Here is a 24,036-nt window from a genome sequence, read left to right on the forward strand (position 1 = left end):
GCGGCTCTTCGACACGGGGCTGCCATCGCCGTCACAGCCAAGGAGACCGAATGACCGCCCAAGCCCGAAGCCTGGACACCGGCACGCCAGAACTCGTCGCCGAACTCGAGGAGGGAGTGCTTACCCTGACGTTGAACCGACCCCAGGCGCGCAATGCGATGTCGCGCGCCATGAACATGGCCCTGGCACGCCAGTTGGCGTCGGCGGAACTCGACCCCGAGGTGCGCTGCATCGTACTCACCGGCGCTGGCCAGGGCTTTTGCGCGGGCGGCGACGTGAAGGGCATGGCCGCCGCGGGTGACGGCACGGTGGGGCCGCGCACCATCGACGAGGCGATCCACCTGCAACGCCTGAATCAGCGCGAGACGGCAGGCCGCCTGTTTCGCATGCCCAAGCCGACGCTGGCGGCGCTGCCAGGCCCGGCGGCTGGTGCCGGCCTGTCGCTCGCGCTCGCCTGCGACCTGCGCATCATGGCCAGCCACGCGATCATGACGACCGCCTTCGCGCGTGTCGGCTTCTCCGGCGACTACGGTGGCACCTACTTCATGACGCAGCTGGTGGGCTCAGCCAAGGCGCGCGAGCTGTACTTTCTTTCCGAGCGCGTCAGTGCCGACGAGGCCCTGCGCCTGGGCTTGGCCAACTGGGTCTGCCCGCCGGAGGAACTGGCCGAGCGCACCCGCACCGTTGCCAAACGCCTGGCCGCCGGCCCCACCGTCGCCTATCGCTACATGAAGGAAAACCTGAACCGCGCGATGGCAGGCGATGTGGAGGACTGCATGGACCTGGAGGCCACCCATCACATCCATTGCGGCCAGACCGAGGACCACAAGGAAGCGGCTCGCGCCTTCGTCGACAAGCGCGAACCGGTGTTCCGGGGGCGTTGACCCGCAGAAGCCGCCGGCGCCTTATTTGACGAACTGGTTGAGCTGGATGATGGGCAGCAGCACGGCCAGCACGATCATCATCACCACCACGCCCATCGCGACGATGAGCAGCGGCTCGAGGATGGTGGCCAGGTGCATCGCGCGGCGCTGCACTTCGGCGCCCAGCTGGTTGGCGGCGCGCTGCAGCATCTCGGGCAGTTGGCCCGTCTGCTCGCCCAGACGCGCGAACATCGCGACCAGGCCCGGGAAGCGCTTCTTCTGCGCCAGGGCCGATGCCAGGGGCGCACCCTCGCGCACCAGCACCAGCGCGTCCATCGCGTCGGCACGAAGCTGGCGGTTGCTCAGCGTCTCGGACGCGGCCTGCAACGCGCGCAGGATGGGCACGCCGGCGGCGGCCAGCATGGCCAGGGTGCTGGAAAAGCGCGCCGCGTTGTAGCCGCGCGCCAGTCGCCCCACCATCGGCAGGCGCAACCAGAATGCGTCGAACTTGAGCGCGATGGACTCCTGCGCCAGCGCGACGCGCGCGCCGATGACGGCGATGATGATGCCGCCAAGCATCAACCAGCCGTGTTCGCGGATCATGGCGCTGAGCGACAGCATCACGGCCGTGATGGTGGGCAGGGCCCGCTTGGTGCCGGCAAAGACGTTGGCCACCTGCGGCACCACGTAGCTCATCAGGAAGATGACGATGGCAATGGCCACCACCGTGACGATCGCCGGATAGAGCGCGGCGCCGACGAGCTTCTGTTGCAGGGCCTGACGTTGTTCCAGGTCGTCGGCCAGGCGCTCCAGCACCAGCGAGAGGTTGCCGCTTTGCTCGCCAGCACCGACCACGGCGGTGTAGATGGTCGAGAACTCGCGCGGATGGCTGGACAAGGCGCGCGCAAAGGACGAGCCGGCATTGACTTCGGCACGCAGCGAGGCCACCAGGTTGCGCTGCGCCTCGTCCTCGGCTTCATCGGTCAGGGCGGTGAGCGCGCGCTCCAACGGCAGCCCTGCAGCCATGAGGCCGGCGAGCTGGCGCGTCCAGACGGCCAGCATGGTGCTGTTGAAGGCGCGGCTGCCGCCCATCCAGCGTCGCCAGCCGCTGCCGGATGGTGCGTGCTTGGCGTCGCCTGCAACTGGCGTCACCGACAGCGGAATCAGCGCCTGAGCGCGCAACAGACCGCGTGCGGCGCGCGCAGTGTCGGCTTCCAGGACGCCCTTGCGCGGCTGGCCCCGGGCGTCGATGGCTTCGAAGGAATAGGCGGGCATGGGTGCGTGCGGGCAGGGTCTAGTCGCGCGTTACGCGCAGCAGTTCGGCGCGCGAGGTGATGCCTTCCTGCACCAGCCGCTCGCCGTCCTCGCGCATCGAACGCAGTCCGCCCTTTTCCGCGGCGGCGAAGATCTGGGTTTCGGGCGCGCCGCTGTGCACCAGCGACTGCACCGTGGCGTCGGCCACCAGCAATTCGAAGATGCCGGTGCGGCCCTGATAGCCCGAACTGCCGCAGGTCTCGCAGCCGCTGCCTTGGCAGACGGGGCAGATCTTGCGCACCAGGCGCTGCGCCAGCACACCAAGAAGAGAAGAGCTGAGCAGGAAGGGCTCGACGCCCATGTCGGTCAGTCGCGTGATGGCGCTCACCGAATCGTTCGTGTGCAGCGTGGCCAGCACCAGGTGGCCCGTGAGCGAGGCCTGGATGGCGATCTGCGCGGTCTCGAAATCTCGGATCTCGCCGATCATGATCACGTCCGGATCCTGGCGCAGGATCGCGCGCAGGGCCTTGGCGAACGTCAGGTCGATCTTCGGGTTGACCTGAGTCTGGCCGATGCCCGGCAACTCGTATTCGATGGGGTCTTCCACCGTCATGATGTTGCTGTGGCTGGAATCGAGCCGGGCCAGCGCCGCATACAGCGTGGTGGTCTTGCCGGAGCCGGTGGGGCCGGTCACGAGGATGATGCCGTGCGGCTGGGCGATCAGGCGCTCGAAGCGCGTCAGCGTGTCGCCGAGCATGCCCACTGCTTCCAGCGTGAGACGGTCCTCGTTCTTGTCCAGCAGGCGCAGCACCGCGCGCTCGCCGTGGGCCGAGGGCAGGGTGGAGACGCGCACGTCGACCGCCCGCGTGCCGATGCGCAGCGAGATGCGCCCGTCCTGGGGCAGGCGCTTCTCGGCGATGTCGAGGTCGGCCATGATCTTCAGCCGCGAGATCAGGGCTGCATGCAGTGCGCGGTTTGGCCGGACGATTTCGCGCAGGTCGCCGTCGATGCGAAAGCGCACGCACGATGTGCGTTCGTAGGGTTCGATGTGAATATCGCTCGCACCATCGCGCGCCGCCTGCGTGAGCAAGGCATTGAGCATGCGGATGATGGGCGCGTCGCCTGCGGATTCGAGCAGGTCTTCCACCGCGGGAAGCTCTTGCATCATGCGCGAGAGGTCGGCATCGCTTTGCACTTCGCTCACGATGGCGGCGGCATTCGATTCGCCCTGGGCGTAAGCCACGCTGATGCGATGCGCCAGTTCGGCCGGCGGCATCACTTCGACGGCGCTGACGTGGTACTTGCGCATGACCTCGCCCAGGCCGCTCCTGGCCGGCACGGTGGGCATGCGCAGCAGCAGTTCGCCGCTGTCGGTTTCTTCCAGCAGCAGCTGCTGGCTGCGGGCGAAGGCGTAGGGAAGCGGGTAGCGCATGGCAGTGGGCGAGGTCGGTTCGGCGTCAGGGCAGCTCGCGCGCGCTGGCCGGGTCGGCCGTCGGGGGCAGCGCGCCCTTGAGCGGGCTTGGGCCCAGCGACGGCTCCAGCGGCGCGATGGGCGGCGGCACCAGGCGCGTGCCTTCGATGCGGCGGTCGTTGTTGCTTGACTTGGCGGCATTCGACTGCGTCGGTGCCGGCGTGGGCGGCGGCAACGGCATGGGCGGCAGCATCGGCGCGTCCTTCACGTTGCGCAGGAAGATCTGATCCGCATCCGGCTGCACGCGCGACTGGATGGAGCGCAGCGCTTCGTAGCGGTCGTAGGCGAGCACGTTGCTGGTGTTGTTTTCGCGGATCACGACGGGGCGCAGGAACACCATCAGGTTGGTCTTGGTGCGTGTGCGCGCCTCGTTGCGGAACAGCGCGCCAACGACCGGAATGTCGCCTGCCAGCGGAACCTTGTCGGTCGTGTTGGAGTATTCGTCCTGCAGCAGACCGCCCAGCAAAATGACGTTACCGTCGTCTACGACGACGCTCGATTCGATCGCGCGCTTGTTCGTGGTGGGGCCATAGGCGTTGTTCAGGGTGCCGCCCTGGATGGTCGAGACCTCCTGGAATATCTGCAGCTTGACGGTGTTGTCCTCGTTGATGGTCGGGCGCACTCTGAGGGTCAGGCCCACGTCCTTGCGCTCCACCGTCGTGAATGGGTTGACCGTGTTGCCGATCCCGCTGGTGTTCGTGTACGTGCCGGTCGGAAACGGCGCGTTCTGGCCGACGACGATCTTCGCCTCCTCGTTGTCCAGCGTGATCAGATTCGGTGTCGAGAGGATGTTGGCCTCATCGTTGGATTGCAGGAAGTTCGCCAGGAAGCCAAGCACATTCTGTCCATTGATCGTGGCGCCGATGCCAATGTTCAGGCCCTGCGACGGCGCGCCGGAAGCCGTGCCATTGCCCAGACTCAGGTTGAGGATGTTGGCGCCCGTCACGCTCGAATTGAAGCCGGCGTACTGGTTGTCCTTGCCACCAAGCAGCCCTTGCCACTGGATGCCGAACTGGGCGGCCTTGTCGGCCCGGACTTCGGCGATCAGTGCCTCCACCATCACTTGCGCGCGCCGGCTGTCGAGGCGATCGATCACGGCGCGCAGCTGCCGGTATTGCGGCTCCGACGCGGTGATGATCAGCGAGTTGGTGGACGGGTCTGCCTGCACCTGGCCGCCGGTCGACGGTTGGTTGGCGTTGTTGAGCGGTGAAGTGGCCGCCGAGCTTGCGCCAAACGAGGAGGAGGAATTGCCGCTCATGCCCTGCAAGGCAGAGTTGAGCATCGACGATTGTCCTTGGGTCGACGAGGCCGAAGCCGCGCCGCCGCCGGCCACTCCCATCGATCCGGACTGCGAATTCTTCGGATCTGCGGCGATGGCGGCGCGCAGCGTCTGTGCCAATCTGACGGCGTCCGCGTTCTTCAGGTAGACCACGTAGATGTTGCCGGCTTCGCCGTTGCCCGTCTCGACGGGGGGACGGTCGAGCTTGTCGATCAGCGTGCGAACCAGTTGCGCGCGAGCAGGATTGGCGGCGCGCATGATGATGGCGTTGCTGCGCGGATCGGCCATCAGCGTGGTGCGGAACGAGGCGTCGACCTGTCCTGGTGCACCGCCCGGGCGGCCTCCGCCAGGGCCACCTGGGACAGCGCCGCTGCTGCCGCCTTCGATCAACTGGTAGACCAGCGGCACCAGGTCCGACGCGATCGAGTGACGCAATTGGATCACCTCGACCTCGGATGCATTGGGCACGTCGAGCGCGGCAATGATGCGGGCCAGCCGGTTCATGTTGGTCGCGTAGTCGGTGATGACCAGCGAGTTGTTGCCCGGGTTGACGTTGATGGTGTTGTTGGGAGCGATCAGCGGCCGCAGCACTGGCAGCAGGTTGTTGGGCGACTCGTAGTTGAGCTTGAACACCTGCGTGATGATCTGGCTGCCACCCACTCGCTCGGTGGCGCTGGTGGAGGTGGTGACCGTGTTGGACTGCAGCTTGGCCTCGGCCTCGGGAACGATCTTGTAGAGGCCTTCCGATTCGACGATCGCAAAGCCCTGAAGGCGCAGCGTGGAGGCGAACTGGTTGAATGCTGCAGCCGGCGACACCGCGCGGTCGGTGATCAGGGTGATGTTGCCCTTCACCCTTGGATCGACCACCACGTCCCGTCCGGTCACCACGGCCATGGTGCGGGCGACGGCTTCGATCTCGGCATTGGTGAAGTTCAATGTGATCGGCTCGCCGCGTCGCGGGGCCGGATTTTGCGCCTGGGCCGGCACCGTGCCCAGCGCAGCGAGCATCACCATCTGCGCGGCAATGGTCAGCGTGGCCAGGCGCATGCGGTTCGATGTGGAGGAAAGCTTCATGTGGATCAACCCAGGGTGATGATCGAGCGCGCGCCGTCGCGCCGCCCGATGATGTTCAAGAGATTGGACAGGGCGTCTTCGCGCCCAGGGGCGGCACTTGCTTCGCCGGAAAAGCGCATTGCCTGTCCGTTCCAGCGGCCGGTGCCCGACAGCCGCAAGCTGCCGTCGCGCGTGGTGACGATCATGCTGGAGGCGTTGCCGCCATCGAGCACGACGCGATAGCTGCCCATGGGGCGCAACGTCGACAGGCTCGATGAGATGTCGGTGGCGTCGAGCGTGGCTCGCCCGTCGAAGGAAAGCGTTCGACCTCGAAACGCCAGCGACAGGTTCTGGGTGCTCAGGTCGAGCACGCCTTCAAGCCTGAGCGTATTGAACGGAGCCCCGAAGCCCGTCAGCAACCCCGCAGGCCAGCGGGAGCTGCCATCGACCAGTTGCAGGTGAATGCCGTCGGCGCCCGGCCGAATCTTGACGCCCATCGGAGTCGACGTGCAGCAGGAAAGGTCAAGTTGCGCCGACAGTCCACGCCAGTCAGGGCGAAGGCGCCAGCCCACCACGCCAGGCAGCGAGATGGCATCGGCGCCGCCCACGCCGCTGGCGAACACGACGTTGCCCGAGCCGTTCCAGACGGTGCCTCGCGGATTGAGGATCAGCAGGTGTCCTTGGGTCTGCACGCGCAGCAATTGAGCCAGCCAGCGCGCCGGCGCAGAAAGCGTCAACGTGACCAAGCCGCCCAGCAACACGCCGAGAAGCGCCCAGCGCCAGCCCTGGCGGCGCTCTGCGGGGATGAGCGGTCGAAGCGATCGCTTGGCCATGCTCAACGTTCGGCGGGCAAGCCGAGGACGATGTTGCCGTCCCAACGCGCGCCGTTGCTGTCGGCTTCGTTTCTGGTCGACGGTGCGGTGGGCGAGCCCGCCACGAAGGGGGCGCCGCCGCGCCCAAGAAGGGATCCGCCGATTGCGCCAGATGCAGGCCGCGCCGCGGACGGTGCCGGGCGAGCGACGGCGCCTGATGAGTCGGCGGCGCGCGTCAGGTGGGCTTCGCGCGGAAGCGCACGCGCGTTGTTGCGTGCTTGGGCCAGCCAACGGGCCAGCGCTTCTGCACTGACGCCTTTCATCGACACCCGGACACCGTCTCCGGCGCCTTGCGATTGCATCTGAGCGCCGGCGCCGAGTTGATCCTGGACTGCCGTCTCCAATGCACGCGTGGCGTCTGCGGAATTGGGGCGCGCCTGCGATTGCAGCGCCTTGGCTTGCTGAGCCAATGCGTTCATCTGCTGCAGTTGCGTATCGAGCCTGGCATGTTCGGCGGGCGCCGCGCGCAGGACGCGCAGGGCCGGTGCCAGTGCCACCCACCACACGATGCCCAAGGCAACCAGGCCGACGGCGACGGCGACGAGTTGACGTTCGCGTGGCGCCAGGGCAGCCCAGCGGGCACGCAGCTGTTGCATGACTGGATTCATCGCGCAGCCTCCGCTTGCACCAGCAACAGGTCGCCTTCGCTGCGCGCCTGGTAACCGCGCGGCACGAGTTGACCGCTCACCTGCGTCAGTTCGGCCTGTGACAGGCGCAACCCACGCAGCCGCAATTGCCCACCGCTGAAGTCGATGGCAGTGGGCACACGCCCCGCCGGCAGGGCGCTGCCCAATGCCGCAAGCATGGGTTCGAGATCGGATGCCGCAGTGCCGCCCGTCGCCTGGCGCAACATGGCAACTTCTCGTGCCATTTGCACCGGCGCATCGACCACCAGCTTGACCGATGGGAATGTGCGGGTGAGCACGTTTCGGACGGCCTCTCGCTTGGCCTCGAGCGCGCGGCGCTCTTTCCAGGCCCAGGCGTTCAGGCCGATCAATTGGGCGAGTATCAGCAGCACAACCCCCCAGCGCGCGGCACGCCACTGTGGTGCATGGCGCAGTTCCTGCCACCATGCGGCAAGCTTCTTGCCAGCGCGCGCGCGGTTGCTGCTGGCCAGGTCGAATTGGGCCAGATCCCAAGGACCGCGCGCGGCCTGGAGCCAGCGCTGCGCACGCTGCACGATGGGCAGTTGCACGCCCAGCAGTTCCTCGGCCTGTGCCGCGACCGCGGGTTCGCCGGTGACCACCATGGTGTCGATCGGCGACTGGAGCACGGCCTGCAGGTGCAGGCTGGTAAGCGGCAGGGTCAGCACGCCGCTGGCGTCGCAGACGGTGAGCTGTGGCGACTGCGACTCCCCGGTGGCAAAGAGAAGAGGCGGTGCGCCTTCTGGCTGCGGCGCGAATTCGGGAACGATGCGCACCACGCGCCGGCCGGTAGCTTCCACCGCGTCCACCGCTGCGCGCAGGGCGGCCCGGTTGCACACGGCGATCCAGATGGCTGCGCCCGCCTTGGCGCCGGGCTGCACTGCAAAGTGCGTGTCGGCTGCGTCGTCGAGCAGGCGATCTTCGAGCAGGCCCTCCAGCACCGGCCGCAGCCTGCCGCTAGCCATGCCGCCCGGCGGGACAACCAGGTGGTGCCACGAAATGGCATGGCCTGGCACCATCAGAACGACGTCGTTGCCAGTGGGCAGCAGGGCCAGCGGTGCGCTGCCTTGGTCGGCCACGGCGCTGTCGTCGTCATTGCCACGCACCCAATGGCTCTCGGCATTGGGCGGCGTGGGGGCGAAGGGCGGGGCGACGAGGAGCACAGACATGTATGGCGAGGTGCGCAGGGGCCGGCCATTCTAAGGCGGCACCGGGTTTTCGCTACAAATTTGATAGCTTGATTCGCAAGTGCCGCGAGCTTTTCTGCACACGTGCGAGGTCAAGGACAAGGCAAGCACCGATTTCACCCGAGGCGCGCCGCACAGCCATGGCAATCAAGGCCGCATGCCCGCATTTGTTGCGCCTGCACCACGATGGCGCCAGACGATGGTCACCTGCGTGCCCTGGCGCTCCAGCATCGAATGCTCCTGCACCCAGATGCGATCGAGCCGAAGGCGGCCGATCACCTCGAAGTAGTTTGTCGAGACACTTTGCTGGCCTTCCGTGAACTTGGCATTGCTGCCCGGCAGCGCCTGGCGCGCGTCGTCCAGCGTCGAGAAAAAGCGCTGGCTGCGCTGTTGCACCAGACGACGCGCGCCGGCCAGGTCCAGCCCCGGAATGCTGGCAGCCATGGCTTCGGCGCTCGCGGTGTTGATGTTGAGGGCGGTGCTTCTGGGCAGGATGGTGACGTAGGGCTCGAGCGCAGCAACGGTGCTGGGGGACAAGCCCAGCCACACCAGCTCCGCTTCGGTCTGCGGCATGAGCGGAGCGCCGCCGTCGGAGAACGGGTCGCTGTTCGCAGTGCCGGTCGCGCTACCGGGCGTACTGCCGGTGGTGCTATTCGTTGCGGCTGTGACCAGGGCGGCGGTGGATGTGTTGGAGTTGCCGGTTCCCGTGGTGCTCGTGCTTGTTCCCGTCGACGCGCTCGCGGTCTGGGCCACACCTGTGCCGGCGCGTTGCAGGTTGTTGGCCAATACGTCCACTTCCTGGGTCGGCAGACCAAGCAGGTCGAACAGACGGGTAAAGGCCTCCACGGCCGTATCGACCTTGCGATTGCCAACCACCAGATTGCGGACGTTGAGCTTGGATTGCGCATCGGTGATGCCGCCGGACATGAAGGCGTCGGGCAAGCCCTCGATCGCATCGCTGGCGATGTTCTTGTCGGCGGCAAGGAAGCTGGACAGCCGCGCTTCGGCGAGCGGCACGGCCCACGGCTCGGCGAGGTGGTCGGCGCCGCCAGCCCGTCCGTCTTCGCGCAGGATGAGGCGCGACCAGTCCAGCGCGCCCACCAGCACCCACGCGGACTGCACGCGAGAACGTTCCGCCGATTCGATCTCGACCGAACGCCATTGGCGCCAAAGCGCTGCGGCGGAAAACGTGGCGACCAGCGTGACGATGAGCATGGCGGCCAGCAAGGCTGCACCACGCTGCGCGCTTCGATTGCGCGACGCCAGCTTGCCCGCGGTGAAACGCAGGCCGTTCATGAACGAGTCACCGTGAGGTCGGGCCGCACCCAGTCGCGCACGATCGTGCCCGCCAGACCCGGCCCGGGCGCGAGTTCGATCACCAGGCGCACGCCATCTGGCACGGGCGTATTGGTGCCCAGCGAATCGGCGGGCATGGCCGGCGTCCAGGCGTTGTTCGTGAAGTAGAGCAGTCGCCAGCCGAGCGAGGGAACGAGCGGAACGTCGCTGCCTGTCGGGTCTGGGCTGCTGGCGCCTTCGGCCCACGTGGCCGCTTGCTGCCAGGCCTGCTGCCAGTCACCGCGAGTGGCCACGGGTGGGGACTGCCAACGGTGCCAGCGCCTGCCGTCCGGATCCGTGCGCAGGGCCCAGGCGACGACTCGTACGGCGGGGTCTTCGGCGGAACTGCCGCGCCGCGTGATGCGAAGCACCGCGCCGTTCCAGTCGATGGCCGTCATCGGTGCGGTGGTCACGACCGAATCGAGGTCGGTCTGCCATTGCGCCAATGCGCCTTGCAGCGCGAGCATGGCGTCGCCGCGCTCGCGCATCTGGCTCTGTGCGCGGGCCATGCCGTCGATGCCGCGCCAGCTCATCAGCGACAGCAAGGCGAGCAGGGCGATGGCCACCAGCAGTTCGATGAGCGTGAAGCCGCGCGCTCTGCGACGGGGAAGGTCTGCACGCATCAGTAGCGCCCCACCACCGTCGACAGCCGGATGATCGGCCAGTTTTCCTCGTCGCGAACCTGCACGTCGACTCGTCGGAAATTGGGATTGAGCGTTGCCGTGGTCGACACGGTGAGGTTGAGCACCCGGCCAGCCTGCTCGCAGCTCAAGCCGGCGTCGCCGATGGCAGGCATGACGCGCGCCAGCCTCAGTTTTGCGAACTGGTTCTCGGCGCAAAGCTGAGCCAGTACGAGGTCGGCCTCGCGCTGCCCGTTTCGCACCAGCGCAGAGGTCGCTTGCGTTCCCGCTGCCAGCGCGAGTGCGACGATGGACAGCGCCACCAGCACTTCGATCAGCGTGAATCCGCGCATGAATCCGCGCCGGCTTGCGCGCTTCATGGCGTGATCACCGAAAACGGCCGAAGCCCGTCGCTGCCGACGATGAGGCTGCGCGTGGGCTCTTGCGCATCGGAGAGCACCACCTGCTGTGCTGCGATGATGGGCTCTGGGCCGAGCACCAACGCGGGCACGCGTCGCCCATTGGCTGCGAGGGCGAGCACCCGGACGTCGGCGGCCAGCCAATGATCGGGTAGCGCATCGGGTTCGAGTCCATCGAACACAAAGCCCCGCTCCGTGACGCGCCAGCGCACCGGCGAGCCACTGGCGCGCGATTGCGCACGCGCCGATTCGAACAATGCGGCCAGCCGCTCGGCTTCGCGGTCCAGCGCAGCCTGGCGCGTGTCGCGCAGCGCGAGCCCCACACCTGCCATCGCCATGGCGACGATGGCGATCACGACCAGCAGTTCGATGAGCGTGAAACCCCTCGAAGCCTTGCTCCGCGAGGCGCCGCCGCCCATGCGCAGCGCCACGGAACGGCTATTGCCAACTGCCGATGTCGGCATCGCGGCCCTCGCCGCCGGGTTGGCCATCGGCGCCGAAAGAGAACACGTCGATCTCGCCCTTCACGCCGGGGTTGAGGTATTGGTACGACTGTCCCCAGGGATCCTTGGGCAGCTTTTCGACGTAGGGCTTCCAATTGGGTGCGGCGGGCCCGGTGGACGGGCGTGTGAGCAGGGCTTGCAGGCCTTGCTCCGCCGTTGGGTAACGCTGGTTGTCCAGTCGGTAGAGCTTGAGAGCCTGCATCAGGTTGTTGACGTCGGTGCGTGCAGCAGTGACGCGGGCATCGTCCGCGCGATCGATGACGTTGGGCACGATGAGCGCGGCCAGCACACCGATGATCACCAGCACCACCATGAGTTCGATCAGGGTGAAGCCTCGCACGGCGGCCCGGCGAAGGGTCCGGATGGGGGTTGCGTTCATGAATGTCAAGCCATTGAAAACTGGTATCGCGCGGGCTGCGCGACGTTGCGTTCAATGATAATGCGCGCCCATGTCAGCACTTTCCCACACGCCAGCACGTTGGCCGGTCGCCCTCGGTACCACCGCAGTGTGGACCTTGGCTGCGGCCTGCCTCGTCTATTGGGGACTCAAGCTGGCGGCGCCGCCCGATTCGATGCCGCCGGCAACACCGGTGGCAGCAGCGCTCGCGGTCGATACGGACGACGTTTCGCGTGTGCTGGGTGCGACGGGTGCCGCACCGGCGGTGGCCCCCGGTCCTGATGCAGGCAGTCGCTTTGTTCTGCTCGGCGTGGTGGCAGACGTCGACCAGCAGGGCGCGGCCCTCATTCAGATCGATGGCCAGCCGCCAAGACCGTTTCGCGTCGGTCAGGAATTGGGCAGCGGCTACGTGCTTCAGTCGCTGGACAAGCGCGCTGCCGCCTTGGGTGCGCGTCTGGACACACCGACGCTGCTGACCCTTCGCCTGCCTGATCCGCCGACCGCGCCGGGTATCGTCATCCGCGGCAGTCAGACGCAGTAGGCCCGAGGTCTAGGCCCTGGGCCGGCTGCGCGTCTCGCCCGCCCGCCTTCAGGCTTGCAGGAACAAGCGATAGGCAGGATTCGCAGTCTCTTCCACGCAGGGGTAGCCCAAGGTGTCGAGGAAGGCCGAGAAGCTTTCGCTGTCCGATTCCGGCACCTGAAGACCAACCAGGATTCGCCCGTAGTCCGCCCCTTGATTGCGGTAATGGAACAGGCTGATGTTCCACGTGGGCCGCATCAGGCTCAGGAACTTGAGCAAGGCGCCAGGACGCTCGGGAAACACGAAGCGCAGCAACCGTTCGTCGTGGGCCAGGCTGGTGCGCCCTCCCACCATGTGGCGCAGGTGCTCCTTGGCCAGTTCGTCGTGCGTGAGGTCGATGGCGTCGAAGCCGTGCTCGGTAAAGGTCCGTGCGATGGTCTCGGATTCGCCGCGCGCAGTGGTCGTCAGACCGACAAACACATGCGCGCTTCGTGCGTCGCTGATGCGGTAGTTGAACTCGGTCACGTTGCGGGACGCGCCGGGCAATTGCCCTACCAGCTCGCAGAAACGCCGGAAGCTGCCGCGCTCCTCCGGGATGGTCACGGCAAACAAGGCTTCGCGTTCCTCGCCAACTTCGGCGCGCTCGGCCACGAACCGCAGGCGATCGAAGTTCATGTTGGCGCCGCACAGGATGGCTGCGTACGTTTCGCCACGTGTGCCACGCTGCTCCACGTATTGCTTGATGGCGGCGACGGCCAATGCGCCTGCTGGCTCGACGATGCTGCGGGTGTCGACGAAGACGTCCTTGATCGCCGCGCACACGGCGTCGGTGTCGACCGTGATGAACTCGTCCACCAGTTCGCTTGCAATGCGGAAGGTTTCGGCGCCCACCAGCTTGACGGCGGTGCCGTCCGAGAACAGTCCGACGTCGGGCAGCGTGACGCGCTCGTGTGCATCTACCGATTGCGCCATTGCGTCGGAATCGTTCATCTGCACGCCGATCACGCGAATCTCTGGACGCAAAGCCTTGATGTAGTTGGCCACGCCCGAGATGAGCCCGCCGCCGCCAATAGCCACGAACACTGCGTCCAGCGGCCCCTGGTGCTGGCGCAGGATCTCCATCGCAATGGTGCCCTGGCCAGCGATGACGTCAGGATCGTCGAATGGATGGACGAAGGTCAGCCCATGAAGCTTCTGTTGCTCGAGCGCGTAAACATGGGCATCGGAGTAGCTGTCGCCGTGCAGGTGGACGTCTCCGCCAAGGGCGCGCACCGCGTCGATCTTGAGTTGAGGAGTGGTCACCGGCATGACGATGACCGCGCGCGTTCCCAGTTTGCGAGCCCCCAATGCGACGCCTTGCGCATGATTGCCCGCCGATGCGCAGATGACGCCACGCGCCAGCTGTTCGGCGGTCAGGTGGGCCATCTTGTTGTAGGCGCCGCGCAGCTTGAAGCTGAACACCGGTTGCTGATCTTCGCGCTTGAGCAGAACAGTGTTGCCGAGCCGGGCTCCCAGAGCGCGCGCCGGCTCCAAGGCCGATTCAACTGCCACGTCGTAGACACGCGCCGTGAGGATCTTGCGCAGGTAATCGGCAGGCGTGAGCGACGTGGTGCCGGTTGGAGCGGCATCGGATGGCTTGGGGCTGGATTTCATGATTGGCGGCTCGTATCCCTTGGCCAGATCGCTGGCGGTCCGCGCAGACGATGGCGGCGCACTGAAGGGGGCCGGCAATGATACGGCGCTGCACCATCGGCCTCGCTTAGGGCCGATTCGCCCAAGAAAAAAGCCCCGAGTCTTGCGACTCGGGGCTAAATCCACCAATTGGGAGGGTGGAGGAGACAACCGGTGCACGTCGTAACGTGCGTTGAAATAAAGTATACCTACCTCTTGCTGCGATGCAACACGTCGCCAGCAGCATTTTTGCAACACTTGCGTGAAGTTTCTCGCTACTGCGTCAGAACTTTGCCCTGAACCTGGGTCTATTTTCAGCAATGGAATGCACTGTCAGTTGGACCGGCGGGGCCGGCACCGAGTCGCCCATGGGCTTCTTGGCCGAAACCGGAAGCGGCCATGTCCTCGTCATGGATGGCGCTGCGGATGCTGTCCGGCCGGAAAACGGGGGGCGCAATCTGGCGCCGCGGCCCATGGAGACACTGTTGGCTGGCGCCGGCGGTTGTACGGCCTATGACGTGGTCCTGATCTTGAAGCGCGGCCGCCACAAGGTACAGCGATGCAGCGTCAAGCTCACCAGCGAGCGTGCTGAAAAGGATCCGAAGGTTTTCACGAAGATCCATCTTCACTTCACGGTCGCGGGCACGGGCATTCCCGCCGCCGCGGTCGAGCGAGCGATTGCGCTCAGTCACGAAACCTATTGTTCGGCGACCATCATGCTGGCCAAGACGGCCGAAATCACGACAAGTTTCGAACTGATCGAAGTCTGAAACGCCCCTCTATTGCTTGACGTGTGCGCCGCAGCGCCGTTGGCGCAGGTGCCGAGGAGCGTCAGACGCGGTGCGCCACGGTGGTCATCACCTTGGCGGCGGCGCGCATGAGCGCCCGGGCTGGCGCGGGCAACTCGACCGCCCCGGCGCTCCAGGCATGAGCAGCGTGCCTGGCTTCGTCCAGTTTCATCTGGGTGACGACAGCCCGTGAACTTGCATCGCCCGGTGGCAGGCGGCCCAGGTGGCCATCCAGGTGGGCCTCGACCTGCCGTTCGGTTTCAGCCACGAAGCCCAGGCTGATTTTGTCGCCCAGGCGGCCAGCGACAAGCCCAAGCCCGAAGGCTCCGGCGTACCAGAGGGGATTGAGCAGGGAGGGTCGCGCGCCCAGTTCCTGCAGGCGCTCCCGGATCCAGGCGAGGTGATCGGTTTCCTCGCGCGCTGCTTCCAGAAAGTGCTCTCGCAGCGCAGGGTCGCGTGTGGAGGCCGCTTGCGCCGTGTACAGCGCCTGGGCGCACACCTCGCCCACATGGTTCACGCGCATCAATGCGCCCGCTTCCCGGCGCTCGCTGTCGGTCAAGGGAGGTGCAGGCTGTGCCGCCTTTGGCGTTTCCCGGGCAGCCGGTGGGCGCGCGAACAAGGTACGCAGGGCGTCGTCGGCCAGGGCGACGAAGGGATCCATCGATCGATTCATATCCAGCATTGTGAAACCTCCCAGCGCAAGAGTGCTGGCGCATGTTTTTATTGCGCATTGTGAACTTTGGAGGGCATTCGAAGCTTTGTTGTGTCACTGCAACGAAACGCCAACACAGCGTAGATATTTCGGCTGATTTGCTTTGCCCCGGGCGGGGCGTCTGGTGCAATAGCAACAACTTCCCAAAAGGAGGTTGGCCCGGGGTCCGGTGGGAGCACGACAGTGCCCGTCACGGTGTGTGAACCCTCTGCACCGGTGCCCTATGTTTAACCTTGGAGAAACTTGCAATGAAAAAATCTCTCGTTGCTCTGGCTGCCCTGGCTGTCGCAGGTGTTGCCTCGGCTCAGTCGTCGGTGACGCTGTTCGGTATCGTTGACGCTTCCATCAGCGGCACGACCACCAAGTTCGCCGATGGCTCGAAGGCTTCGTCGACCCGCCTGGACAACTCGGGCTACAACTCCAGCCGTCTGGGCTTCCGTGGCACGGAAGATCTGGGTGGCGGTCTGGCTGCTAGCTTCTGGCTGGAAGCTGGTCTGAGCAACGACGCCGGCGGTGCTGGTTCGGGCTCGGTGACCGGTCAGCTGTTCAACCGTCGTTCGACGGTCAGCCTGTCGGGTGGTTTCGGTGAAATCCGCCTGGGTCGTGACTACAAGCCGACCTTCTGGAACAACACCGTGTTCGACCCCTTCGGCACCAACGGCCAAGGCACCAACGTGCTGCAAAACGTCGTGGGCACCACCACCGGCGTCGGCGCACTGGCTTTCGATAGCGACAACGTCCGTCAGAGCAACACCGTTGGCTACTTCCTGCCCCCGAACCTGGGCGGCTTCTACGGTCAAGTCCAGTACGGCTTTGACGAGAAGACCAAGTACACCGACGGCCTGCCCCCGGCTGGCGCTGACACCCGCAGCGGCGACTACGTCGGCGGCCGTATCGGCTACGCCAATGGCCCGCTCGACGTGGCTCTGTCGGCTGGTCAAGGCACGATCGGTTCGTCGTACTACGCTGGCTACAACGACGAAAACTTCACCTGGAACGCGGGCATTTCCTGGGACTTCGGTTTCATGAAGCTGTTCGGTGAGTATGGTTCGTACGAACTCAAGCGCACCTACGATCCGTCCTACCTGGCTGATGTCAAGCGCACCGCTTGGGGCGGCCTGGTTGGCGCAACCTTCCCGGTTGGTCCTGGCCTGATCCGCGCTTCGTACTCGTACGCTCGCCTGGAAGACTTCCCTGTTGCCAACGATCCGTCGGCTCAGAAGTTCGCCCTGGGTTACGTGCACAACCTGTCGAAGCGCACCGCTCTGTACGCTACCGTCGCCTACGTCGACAACAAGAACGGCATGCCCCTGGGCCTGAACGGTGCTGTGACGGCTGGTACGCCTGACAGCTCGTACGGCTACGACTTCGGTATCCGTCACTCGTTCTGATCTAGCGCTGGCTTAGGCCAGTTCTGATCGAAAGACGTAAAAGGCCACTCGACGCAAGTCGGGTGGCCTTTTTTGTTTCGTGGACGCTGGCCATCCACCAAGGGTGCGCGGGCACGTGCCTTGCACGGTATTGAATGAAATTCGGATACTGACTACATGCTTGCTTTTGTGCTTCGCCGACTGGCCCAGGCGATCATCGTCATGGTGGTTGTGGCCTTCTTCGCCTTCCTGCTGTTCCAGTACGTGGGTGACCCCGTCGTTTTTCTTCTGGGGCAAGATGCCAAGCCAGAACAGATTCGCCAGATGCGCGCCGACCTGGGACTGGATCGCCCCTTCTTCGTGCAGTTCTGGCACTTTCTGGTCAATGCCGCCCAAGGCGAATTCGGGCTGAGTCTGCGCCAGGGCGCCAAGGTGTCGCGCCTGATCATCGAACGTCTGCCGGCAACGCTGGAACTGTCGATCGTCGCCGCGATCCTCGCAGTCGTGATCGGTGTGCCAATGGGCGTCTATGCGGCGCTTCGCCGCGGCACCTTCACCACGCAGATGTTCATGTCGCTGTCGCTGCTCGGCGTGTCTTTGCCGACCTTCCTGATCGGCATTCTTCTCATCCTGGTGTTTTCCGTCTGGTTGGGCTGGCTGCCAAGCTTCGGACGCGGCGAGACGGTGAGCATTGGCCGATGGACCACAGGCCTTCTGACGATGGACGGTTGGGCGCACATGATCCTGCCGGCGATCACGCTGGCCGTTTTCCAGCTCACGCTGATCATGCGCCTCGTGCGTTCCGAGATGCTGGAAGTGCTTCGCACGGACTACATCAAGTTCGCCCGGGCTCGGGGCCTTTCCGACCGCGCCATTCATTTCGGCCATGCGCTGCGCAACACTCTGGTGCCTGTGCTGACCATCACCGGCCTGCAACTCGGACAGTTGATCGCCTTCGCCATCATTACCGAGACGGTGTTCCAGTGGCCGGGCATGGGCCTGCTCTTCATCCAGGCCGTCACCTATGCCGACATTCCGATCATGGCGGCGTATCTCTGCCTCATCGCCCTGATCTTTGTCACCATCAACTTGGTGGTGGACATGCTTTACTTCGTTGTGGATCCCCGCCTGCGCGTGTCGACGCAGGCAGGGCATTGAACATGAGCACGATTCGCTACCAGGCCAATGGGCGCGCCTTCGCCCACATTGCGCGCTTCCATCCCGAATTGACCGCGCTGCGGCGTGACCTCCATGCCCATCCAGAGCTGGGATTCGAGGAGGTCTACACCTCCGCCCGCGTCGAGGAGGCCCTGCGGGCAGCAGGCGTCGACGAGATTCACACGGGCATTGGAAAGACAGGCGTCGTGGCGGTTATCCGCGGTCAGTCCACGGGAAGTGGCCGCATGATCGGACTTCGTGCCGACATGGACGCACTGCCCATGTGCGAGGACAACGACTTTGCCTGGCGATCCGCCAAAGGCGGCTTGATGCACGGTTGTGGGCACGATGGCCACACCGCCATGCTCGTGGGCGCCGCGCGCTATCTGGCCGCCACCCGACACTTCGACGGCACGGCCGTGTTGATCTTCCAGCCGGGCGAAGAAGGGTTTGCCGGTGCGCGCGTGATGGTCGAAGAAGGCTTGTTCGAACGCTTTCCAGTCGACTCCGTGTACGCCATGCACAACTGGCCGGGCATGGCGCCCGGTACAGTCGGCATCAATTCCGGGCCGATGATGGCGGCGGCGGACCGGATCACCATCGACGTGACGGGCAAAGGCGGCCATGGCGCGCACGCCTACCAGACGGTGGATCCGGTGGTGGTCACGGCGCACCTCATTACCGCCATCCAGACCATCGTGTCGCGCAACGTCCGGCCGCTGGACACTGCCGTGGTCAGCTTGTGTGCGATGCAGGCCGGCGACCTGGGTGCGTTCAGCGTTGTTCCGGGTAGGGCGACGCTGGTGGGTACCGTTCGCACGTTCAACCCGAAGGTCCAGGCGGAGGTCGAATGGCGTCTAGTCGAACTGTGCAGTTCGGTGGCGCGGGGATTCGGCGCGAGCGCTCAGGTGAAGTTCGAGAAGATCTACCCAGCCACGATCAATACCGCCGCGGAAGCGCTGTTTGCCGGCGACGTGGCCCAGGCCCTCGTGGGGGCGCGCAACCTGGAGCGCAACATGGAGCCGAGCATGGGCGCCGAAGACTTCTCATTCATGTTGGGCGTCAAGCCTGGCGCCTACCTGCGCATCGGCCAGGGCGTGAAGGAGGGCGCGTACCTGCACAACAGCCGCTACGACTTCAACGACGAGATCCTGCCTCTGGGCGCGGCGATGCACGCTGGTCTGATCGAGCAGGGAATGCCGCTTTCGGCCGGCGGACAGGCAATGGAAAACGCCAAGGTTCGGGCATCGGAATTGCAAGCATCATCCACCGTCTAGCTATTTACCATTTTCGAGGAGTGATTCATGAGTTTTAAGCGGACCATGCTTGCGGCGTCGGTGGCTGTCGCGCTTTCGGTGGCCAGCCTGGCGGCAAATGCCCAGACCATCCGCATCGCCAACCAGGGCGATGCCCTTTCGATGGACCCGCATTCGCTCAACGAGTCGCTGCAGTTGAGCGTGACGCAAAACGTTTACGAGACGCTCACCGGCCGCAACAAGGATCTCAGCCTTGCGCCGCTGCTGGCGACCAGCTGGAAGCAGACCAGCCCGACGGTGTGGCGCTTCGAACTGCGCAAGGGCGTCAAGTTCCACGACGGCACGCCGTTCACGGCCGACGACGTGGTGTTCAGCATGGCGCGCGCCGCTGGTGAAGGCTCTGACATGAAGAGCTACACCAACGACTTCAAGGAAGTGCGCAAGATCGACGACCACACCGTGGAAATCGAGACCAAGGTGCCGTTCCCGATCCTCCCCGACGTGGTCTCGCAAGTGGCCATCATGAGCAAGAAGTGGTGCGAGGAAAACAAGGCCACGCAACCGGTGGATCGCCGCAAGGGCATCGAGAACACCGCATCGTTCAAGGCCAACGGCACGGGTCCGTTCATCGTGCGCGAGCGCCAGCCTGACGTACGCACCACCTTCCAGCGCAACCCCAACTACTGGGGCAAGATCGAAGGCAACGTGCAGGAAGTCATCTTCACCAAGATCGGCAACCCCTCGACGCGCGTCGCTGCACTGCTGTCGGGCGAGGTCGATGTGATGGAGCCGGTGCCGGTGCAGGACGTTGCGCGCGTCAACGCCACGCCCAACGCCACCGTGGTCGTCGGCCCCGAATTGCGCACCATCTTCCTGGGCATGGACCAGAAGCGCGACGAATTGCTCTACTCGAGCGTCAAGGGAAAGAACCCGTTCAAGGACAAGCGGGTGCGCCAGGCCTTCTACCAGGCCATCGACATCGAGGGCATCAAGCGCACCGTGATGCGCGGCGCTTCGCGGCCCACCGCGCTCATGGTGGGCCCCGGCATCAACGGCTGGAACGAAGCCCAGGACAAGCGCCTGCCTTACGACGTGGAAGCCGCCAAGAAGCTGCTGGCCGATGCGGGCTATCCGCAGGGCTTCGAAGTGTCGATGAACTGCCCGAACGATCGCTATGTGAACGACGCCCAGATCTGCCAGGCCGTTGCCGCCAACCTGGCCAAGATCAACGTGAAGATCAACCTGGTTGCCGAAACGAAGGGCACCTACTTCCCGAAGATCCTGCGCCGCGACACCAGCTTCTACATGCTCGGCTGGACGCCATCGACCTATGACGCGCACAACGCGCTCAACGCGTTGATGGCCACGCCCGACGATAGCGGTACGGGCCAGTTCAACCTGGGCGCCTACAGCAACCCCAAGCTCGACGAGCTGACCAAGAAGATCCAGGCCGAGACCGACAAGTCCAAGCGCGACCAGATGATCAAGGAAGCGTTTGAACTGCACACCGCAGACATCGGCCACCTGCCCCTGCACCAGCAGTCGCTGGCTTGGGGCGTGAGCAAGAAGGTCAAGCTCGTTCAGCTGGCCGACAACTTCATGCTCTTCAAGTGGATGTCGATCAGCGACAAGTGATCGAAGACGATGGCCATCGCCATAGCGGCGTTGGCCTGACCTGCGACAGCGACACCCGAACCGGTGTCGCTGTCGGCCTCTTACGCGGTTCCCCACAATCCCACGGATGATCAGTCTTCTCAAGCGCTGGTTCGACGGCGACGTCGGCTACAGCTTCCGCACTTCGCCGGTGGCCATCGCCGCGGCGGTGGTCGGCTTCTTCTGCGTGTTCTGCGCCATCTTCGCGCCGTGGCTCGCACCTCACAATCCGTACGACCTGTCCACGCTCGAACTGTCGGATGCGCGCCTGCCACCGGCATGGATGGCGGATGGCTCCACCAAGTACCTGCTCGGTACCGATGAACAGGGGCGCGACATCGTCTCGACACTGATGTATGGCGCACGCATCTCGCTGGTGGTGGGCATCGCCTCGGTCATCCTGTCGATGATCGTGGGCGTGACGCTGGGGCTCATCGCCGGTTTTCGGGGCGGCTGGATCGATGCGTTCCTCATGCGGCTTTGCGACGTGATGCTTTCGTTCCCGGCCATCCTCATTGCTTTGCTGATCGCCGGCGTCGGACGCGCACTCTTTCCGGATGCGCACAACACCGTCGCCTTCGGCGTGCTGATCCTGGCCATCGCCCTGACCAAGTGGGTGGACTACGCGCGCACCGTCCGCGGATCCACGCTGGTGGAGCGCAACAAGGAATACGTTCAGGCCGCACGCGTCACCGGTGTCTCGCCGCTGCGGATCATGCGCAAGCATGTGCTGCCCAACGTGCTGGGGCCGGTGTTCGTCATCTCGACGATCCAGGTGGCAACGGCCATCATCACCGAGGCCACCTTGTCCTTCCTGGGCGTGGGTGTCCCGCCCACTTCGCCGTCGCTCGGCACTCTGATCAGCAACGGCAACCAGTTTCTCTATTCCGGCGAATGGTGGATGACCGTCTTTCCTGGCATCACCCTGGTGCTGATCGCCTTGTCGGTGAACCTGCTGGGCGATTGGCTGCGCGACGCGCTCAACCCACGACTGCGCTGATCGGCACGCACCCATGGCATTGCTTGAAGTCAAGAACCTCGTGGTCGAGATTCCCAACCGGCGCGGCTCGCTGCGCGCGCTGAACGACATCTCGTTTTCGATCGAACCCGGCGAGATCCTGGGCGTGGTCGGCGAATCCGGCGCCGGCAAGTCGCTCACGGGCGCTTCCATCATCGGACTGCTGGAACCCCCGGCGCGAGTGGCTGGCGGCGAGATCATCCTGCAGGGCGAACGCATCGATCACCTCGGCCATGCTCGCATGCAGCACATCCGCGGGCGGCGCATTGGCGCGATCTTCCAGGACCCGCTGACCTCGCTCAACCCGCTGTACACGGTGGGACAGCAAATCGAAGAGACCATCCGTGCGCACCTGCCGGTCACGTCCGCCGAGGCGCGACGCCGTGCCATCGGCCTTCTTGAGGACACCGGCATTCCGGCAGCGGCCCAGCGTATCGACCACTACCCGCATCAGTTCTCCGGCGGCATGCGCCAGCGTGTGGTCATCGCGCTGGCGCTGGCGGCGGAGCCGACGCTGATCGTGGCCGACGAACCGACCACCGCGCTCGACGTCTCGATCCAGGCGCAGATCATTTCGCTGCTCAAGCGCCTGTGCCATGAGCGCGGCGCGGCCGTCATGCTCATCACGCATGACATGGGCGTGATTGCCGAGACCTGCGACCGTGTGGCCGTGATGTATGCCGGACGCATTGCCGAGATCGGCCCGGTTGCCCAGGTCATCCACGAGCCGGCGCATCCCTACACCGCGGGCCTGATGGCCTCCATTCCCGACATGAGCCAAGACCGCGAGCGCCTCAACCAGATCGATGGCGCCATGCCTCGGCTCAATGCCATTCCCAGCGGCTGCGCCTACCATCCGCGCTGCCCGCAGGCCTTTGACCGATGCTCTCGCGAACGGCCTGAGCTGATGGCCGCAGGCGCCACACGCGCGGCCTGCTGGCTCCACGATGCGCACAGCGCGGCGGAGGTAGGCGCATGAGTACCGAAGCCGCTGTGGAAACGCGCACGCTGGTCGAGGTTCACGACCTGGCCAAGACGTTCGACGTCTCGGCCCCGTGGCTCAATCGAGTGCTGGAACGCAGGCCGCGAACACTGCTGCATGCCGTTGATGGCGTGAGCTTTTCCATCGAGCGTGGCAAGACGCTGGCCCTCGTCGGTGAATCCGGATGCGGCAAGAGCACCGTGGCGCGCCTGCTGGTCGGCCTCTATGCGCCCAGCCGAGGCTCCGTGACCTTCGACGGACAGGACGCCCACGCCACCTTTGCATCGGGCCAAGGTCGGGCTTTGCGCAAGCGCATCCAGATGATCTTCCAGGATCCTTACGCGAGTCTCAACCCCCGCTGGAAGGTCCAGGACATCGTTGCAGAGCCCTTGCTTGAGCATGGCCTCGTCACCGATGGCGATGCGCTGCTCGACCGGGTGGGCGAATTGCTTCAGTCGGTGGGCCTGAGTCCACTGGATCGCGTGAAGTATCCGCACCAGTTCTCGGGCGGGCAGCGCCAGCGCATCTCCATTGCGCGGGCGCTCGCCACGGCGCCGGAGTTCCTGGTGTGCGACGAGCCCACGTCTGCGCTCGACGTCAGCGTGCAGGCGCAGGTGCTCAACATCATGAAGGACCTGCAGCGCGAGCGCGGGCTGACCTACCTGTTCATCTCGCACAACCTTGCCGTGGTGCGCCATGTGAGCGACAGCGTGGGCGTGATGTATCTGGGCCGCATCGTCGAGATCGCCGAGAAGCGGGAGCTGTTCGAGTCGCCGCGCCATCCGTACACCCGCATGCTGCTCGACGCGATCCCGCAGATGCATGCGGTCGGTCGTGCGCGCACGCCGGTGCAGGGCGAGGTGCCCAATCCCTTGTCGCCGCCGCCAGGGTGCACCTTCCACCCACGATGCCCGCACGCGAACGAGCGCTGCAAGGTCGAGCGGCCCAAGCTGCTGCAGATCGGTGGGATTCGTGTGGCCTGCCACGCGGTCGAAGAAGGCCGCATCTAGC

The 24,036-nt window shown here is 65.3% G+C and carries 23 protein-coding genes; 10 read left to right on the forward strand and 13 right to left on the reverse strand.

Going from position 1 to position 24,036, the window contains the following annotated elements; genetic code table 11:
• Positions 1-50: 50 nt before the first annotated feature.
• Entirely contained in the window at positions 51-884 is an 834-nt protein-coding gene (locus QTH91_RS12615) for an enoyl-CoA hydratase (protein WP_286660408.1), read from the forward strand.
• Positions 885-905: 21 nt separating this feature from the next.
• Here QTH91_RS12615 and gspF read toward each other — a convergent pair whose 3' ends face one another.
• The 11 genes from gspF to gspG all read right to left on the reverse strand — a co-directional run bounded on the left by gspF (position 906) and on the right by gspG (position 11,879).
• On the reverse strand, positions 906-2,138 hold the full coding sequence (gspF, locus tag QTH91_RS12620) for a type II secretion system inner membrane protein GspF (protein WP_286660409.1): 1,233 nt from the start codon (positions 2,136-2,138) through the stop codon (positions 906-908).
• Positions 2,139-2,157: 19 nt separating this feature from the next.
• The gene (locus tag QTH91_RS12625; RefSeq protein WP_286660410.1) at positions 2,158-3,549 is read right to left on the reverse strand and encodes a GspE/PulE family protein; all 1,392 of its coding nucleotides are present in this window, start codon (positions 3,547-3,549) and stop codon (positions 2,158-2,160) included.
• A gap of 25 nt (positions 3,550-3,574) precedes the next feature.
• Positions 3,575-5,941: a type II secretion system secretin GspD gene (gene gspD / locus QTH91_RS12630; RefSeq protein WP_286660411.1), complete on the reverse strand. Its 2,367-nt coding sequence runs from the start codon at positions 5,939-5,941 to the stop codon at positions 3,575-3,577.
• Positions 5,942-5,946: 5 nt separating this feature from the next.
• On the reverse strand, positions 5,947-6,753 hold the full coding sequence (gene gspN / locus QTH91_RS12635; protein ID WP_286660412.1) for a type II secretion system protein N: 807 nt from the start codon (positions 6,751-6,753) through the stop codon (positions 5,947-5,949).
• A gap of 2 nt (positions 6,754-6,755) precedes the next feature.
• Positions 6,756-7,388 carry a type II secretion system protein M gene (locus tag QTH91_RS12640; RefSeq protein WP_286660413.1) on the reverse strand — a complete coding sequence of 211 codons (633 nt, stop codon included), beginning with the start codon at positions 7,386-7,388 and terminating at the stop codon, positions 6,756-6,758.
• 8 nt (positions 7,389-7,396) lie between these two features.
• A complete protein-coding gene (gene gspL / locus QTH91_RS12645; protein WP_286660414.1) occupies positions 7,397-8,605 on the reverse strand; it encodes a type II secretion system protein GspL in 1,209 nt (402 codons plus the stop codon).
• A 165-nt stretch (positions 8,606-8,770) separates the two neighbouring features.
• On the reverse strand, positions 8,771-9,919 hold the full coding sequence (gspK, locus tag QTH91_RS12650) for a type II secretion system minor pseudopilin GspK (protein WP_286660415.1): 1,149 nt from the start codon (positions 9,917-9,919) through the stop codon (positions 8,771-8,773).
• A complete protein-coding gene (locus QTH91_RS12655) occupies positions 9,916-10,581 on the reverse strand; it encodes a PulJ/GspJ family protein (protein WP_286660416.1) in 666 nt (221 codons plus the stop codon). Before QTH91_RS12655 ends, gspK begins: the two co-directional genes overlap by 4 nt.
• Positions 10,581-10,958: a type II secretion system minor pseudopilin GspI gene (gene gspI, locus QTH91_RS12660; RefSeq protein WP_286660417.1), complete on the reverse strand. Its 378-nt coding sequence runs from the start codon at positions 10,956-10,958 to the stop codon at positions 10,581-10,583. Before gspI ends, QTH91_RS12655 begins: the two co-directional genes overlap by 1 nt.
• Entirely contained in the window at positions 10,955-11,461 is a 507-nt protein-coding gene (locus QTH91_RS12665; protein ID WP_390367856.1) for a prepilin-type N-terminal cleavage/methylation domain-containing protein, read from the reverse strand. The genes gspI and QTH91_RS12665 overlap by 4 nt, the downstream gene beginning before the upstream one ends.
• Entirely contained in the window at positions 11,436-11,879 is a 444-nt protein-coding gene (gspG, locus tag QTH91_RS12670; protein WP_286660418.1) for a type II secretion system major pseudopilin GspG, read from the reverse strand. The genes QTH91_RS12665 and gspG overlap by 26 nt, the downstream gene beginning before the upstream one ends.
• 70 nt (positions 11,880-11,949) lie before the next feature.
• Between gspG and QTH91_RS12675 the strand changes: the two genes are divergently transcribed.
• A complete protein-coding gene (locus tag QTH91_RS12675) occupies positions 11,950-12,438 on the forward strand; it encodes a general secretion pathway protein C (protein WP_286660419.1) in 489 nt (162 codons plus the stop codon).
• 48 nt (positions 12,439-12,486) lie between these two features.
• Here the strand turns inward: QTH91_RS12675 and ilvA are convergent, their stop codons facing one another.
• Positions 12,487-14,070, reverse strand: coding sequence for a threonine ammonia-lyase, biosynthetic (gene ilvA, locus QTH91_RS12680; RefSeq protein ID WP_286660420.1), 1,584 nt, complete (start codon positions 14,068-14,070; stop codon positions 12,487-12,489).
• A gap of 338 nt (positions 14,071-14,408) precedes the next feature.
• On the opposite strand from ilvA, the gene QTH91_RS12685 reads away from it, so the two are divergent.
• The gene (locus QTH91_RS12685) at positions 14,409-14,858 is read left to right on the forward strand and encodes an OsmC family protein (RefSeq protein ID WP_286660421.1); all 450 of its coding nucleotides are present in this window, start codon (positions 14,409-14,411) and stop codon (positions 14,856-14,858) included.
• A 61-nt stretch (positions 14,859-14,919) separates the two neighbouring features.
• Here QTH91_RS12685 and coq7 read toward each other — a convergent pair whose 3' ends face one another.
• A complete protein-coding gene (gene coq7, locus QTH91_RS12690) occupies positions 14,920-15,537 on the reverse strand; it encodes a 2-polyprenyl-3-methyl-6-methoxy-1,4-benzoquinone monooxygenase (protein WP_390367859.1) in 618 nt (205 codons plus the stop codon).
• Between the two features lie 299 nt (positions 15,538-15,836).
• Here coq7 and QTH91_RS12695 point away from each other — a divergent pair, with 299 nt between their 5' ends.
• The 7 genes from QTH91_RS12695 to QTH91_RS12725 all read left to right on the forward strand — a co-directional run bounded on the left by QTH91_RS12695 (position 15,837) and on the right by QTH91_RS12725 (position 24,035).
• A complete protein-coding gene (locus tag QTH91_RS12695; protein ID WP_286660423.1) occupies positions 15,837-16,979 on the forward strand; it encodes a porin in 1,143 nt (380 codons plus the stop codon).
• A gap of 156 nt (positions 16,980-17,135) precedes the next feature.
• Positions 17,136-18,116, forward strand: coding sequence for an ABC transporter permease (locus QTH91_RS12700; RefSeq protein WP_286660424.1), 981 nt, complete (start codon positions 17,136-17,138; stop codon positions 18,114-18,116).
• Between the two features lie 2 nt (positions 18,117-18,118).
• On the forward strand, positions 18,119-19,393 hold the full coding sequence (locus QTH91_RS12705) for a M20 aminoacylase family protein (protein ID WP_286660425.1): 1,275 nt from the start codon (positions 18,119-18,121) through the stop codon (positions 19,391-19,393).
• Between the two features lie 27 nt (positions 19,394-19,420).
• Positions 19,421-21,007, forward strand: coding sequence for an ABC transporter substrate-binding protein (locus tag QTH91_RS12710; RefSeq protein ID WP_286660426.1), 1,587 nt, complete (start codon positions 19,421-19,423; stop codon positions 21,005-21,007).
• A gap of 106 nt (positions 21,008-21,113) precedes the next feature.
• Positions 21,114-22,025, forward strand: coding sequence for an ABC transporter permease (locus tag QTH91_RS12715; protein WP_286660427.1), 912 nt, complete (start codon positions 21,114-21,116; stop codon positions 22,023-22,025).
• Between the two features lie 13 nt (positions 22,026-22,038).
• Positions 22,039-23,022, forward strand: coding sequence for an ABC transporter ATP-binding protein (locus QTH91_RS12720; protein WP_286660428.1), 984 nt, complete (start codon positions 22,039-22,041; stop codon positions 23,020-23,022).
• A complete protein-coding gene (locus QTH91_RS12725) occupies positions 23,019-24,035 on the forward strand; it encodes an ABC transporter ATP-binding protein (RefSeq protein WP_286660429.1) in 1,017 nt (338 codons plus the stop codon). Before QTH91_RS12720 ends, QTH91_RS12725 begins: the two co-directional genes overlap by 4 nt.
• Position 24,036 lies beyond the last annotated feature (1 nt).

The sequence above is a fragment of the Variovorax dokdonensis genome, assembly GCF_030316895.1.
Taxonomy (GTDB): Bacteria; Pseudomonadota; Gammaproteobacteria; order Burkholderiales; family Burkholderiaceae_C; genus Variovorax; species Variovorax dokdonensis.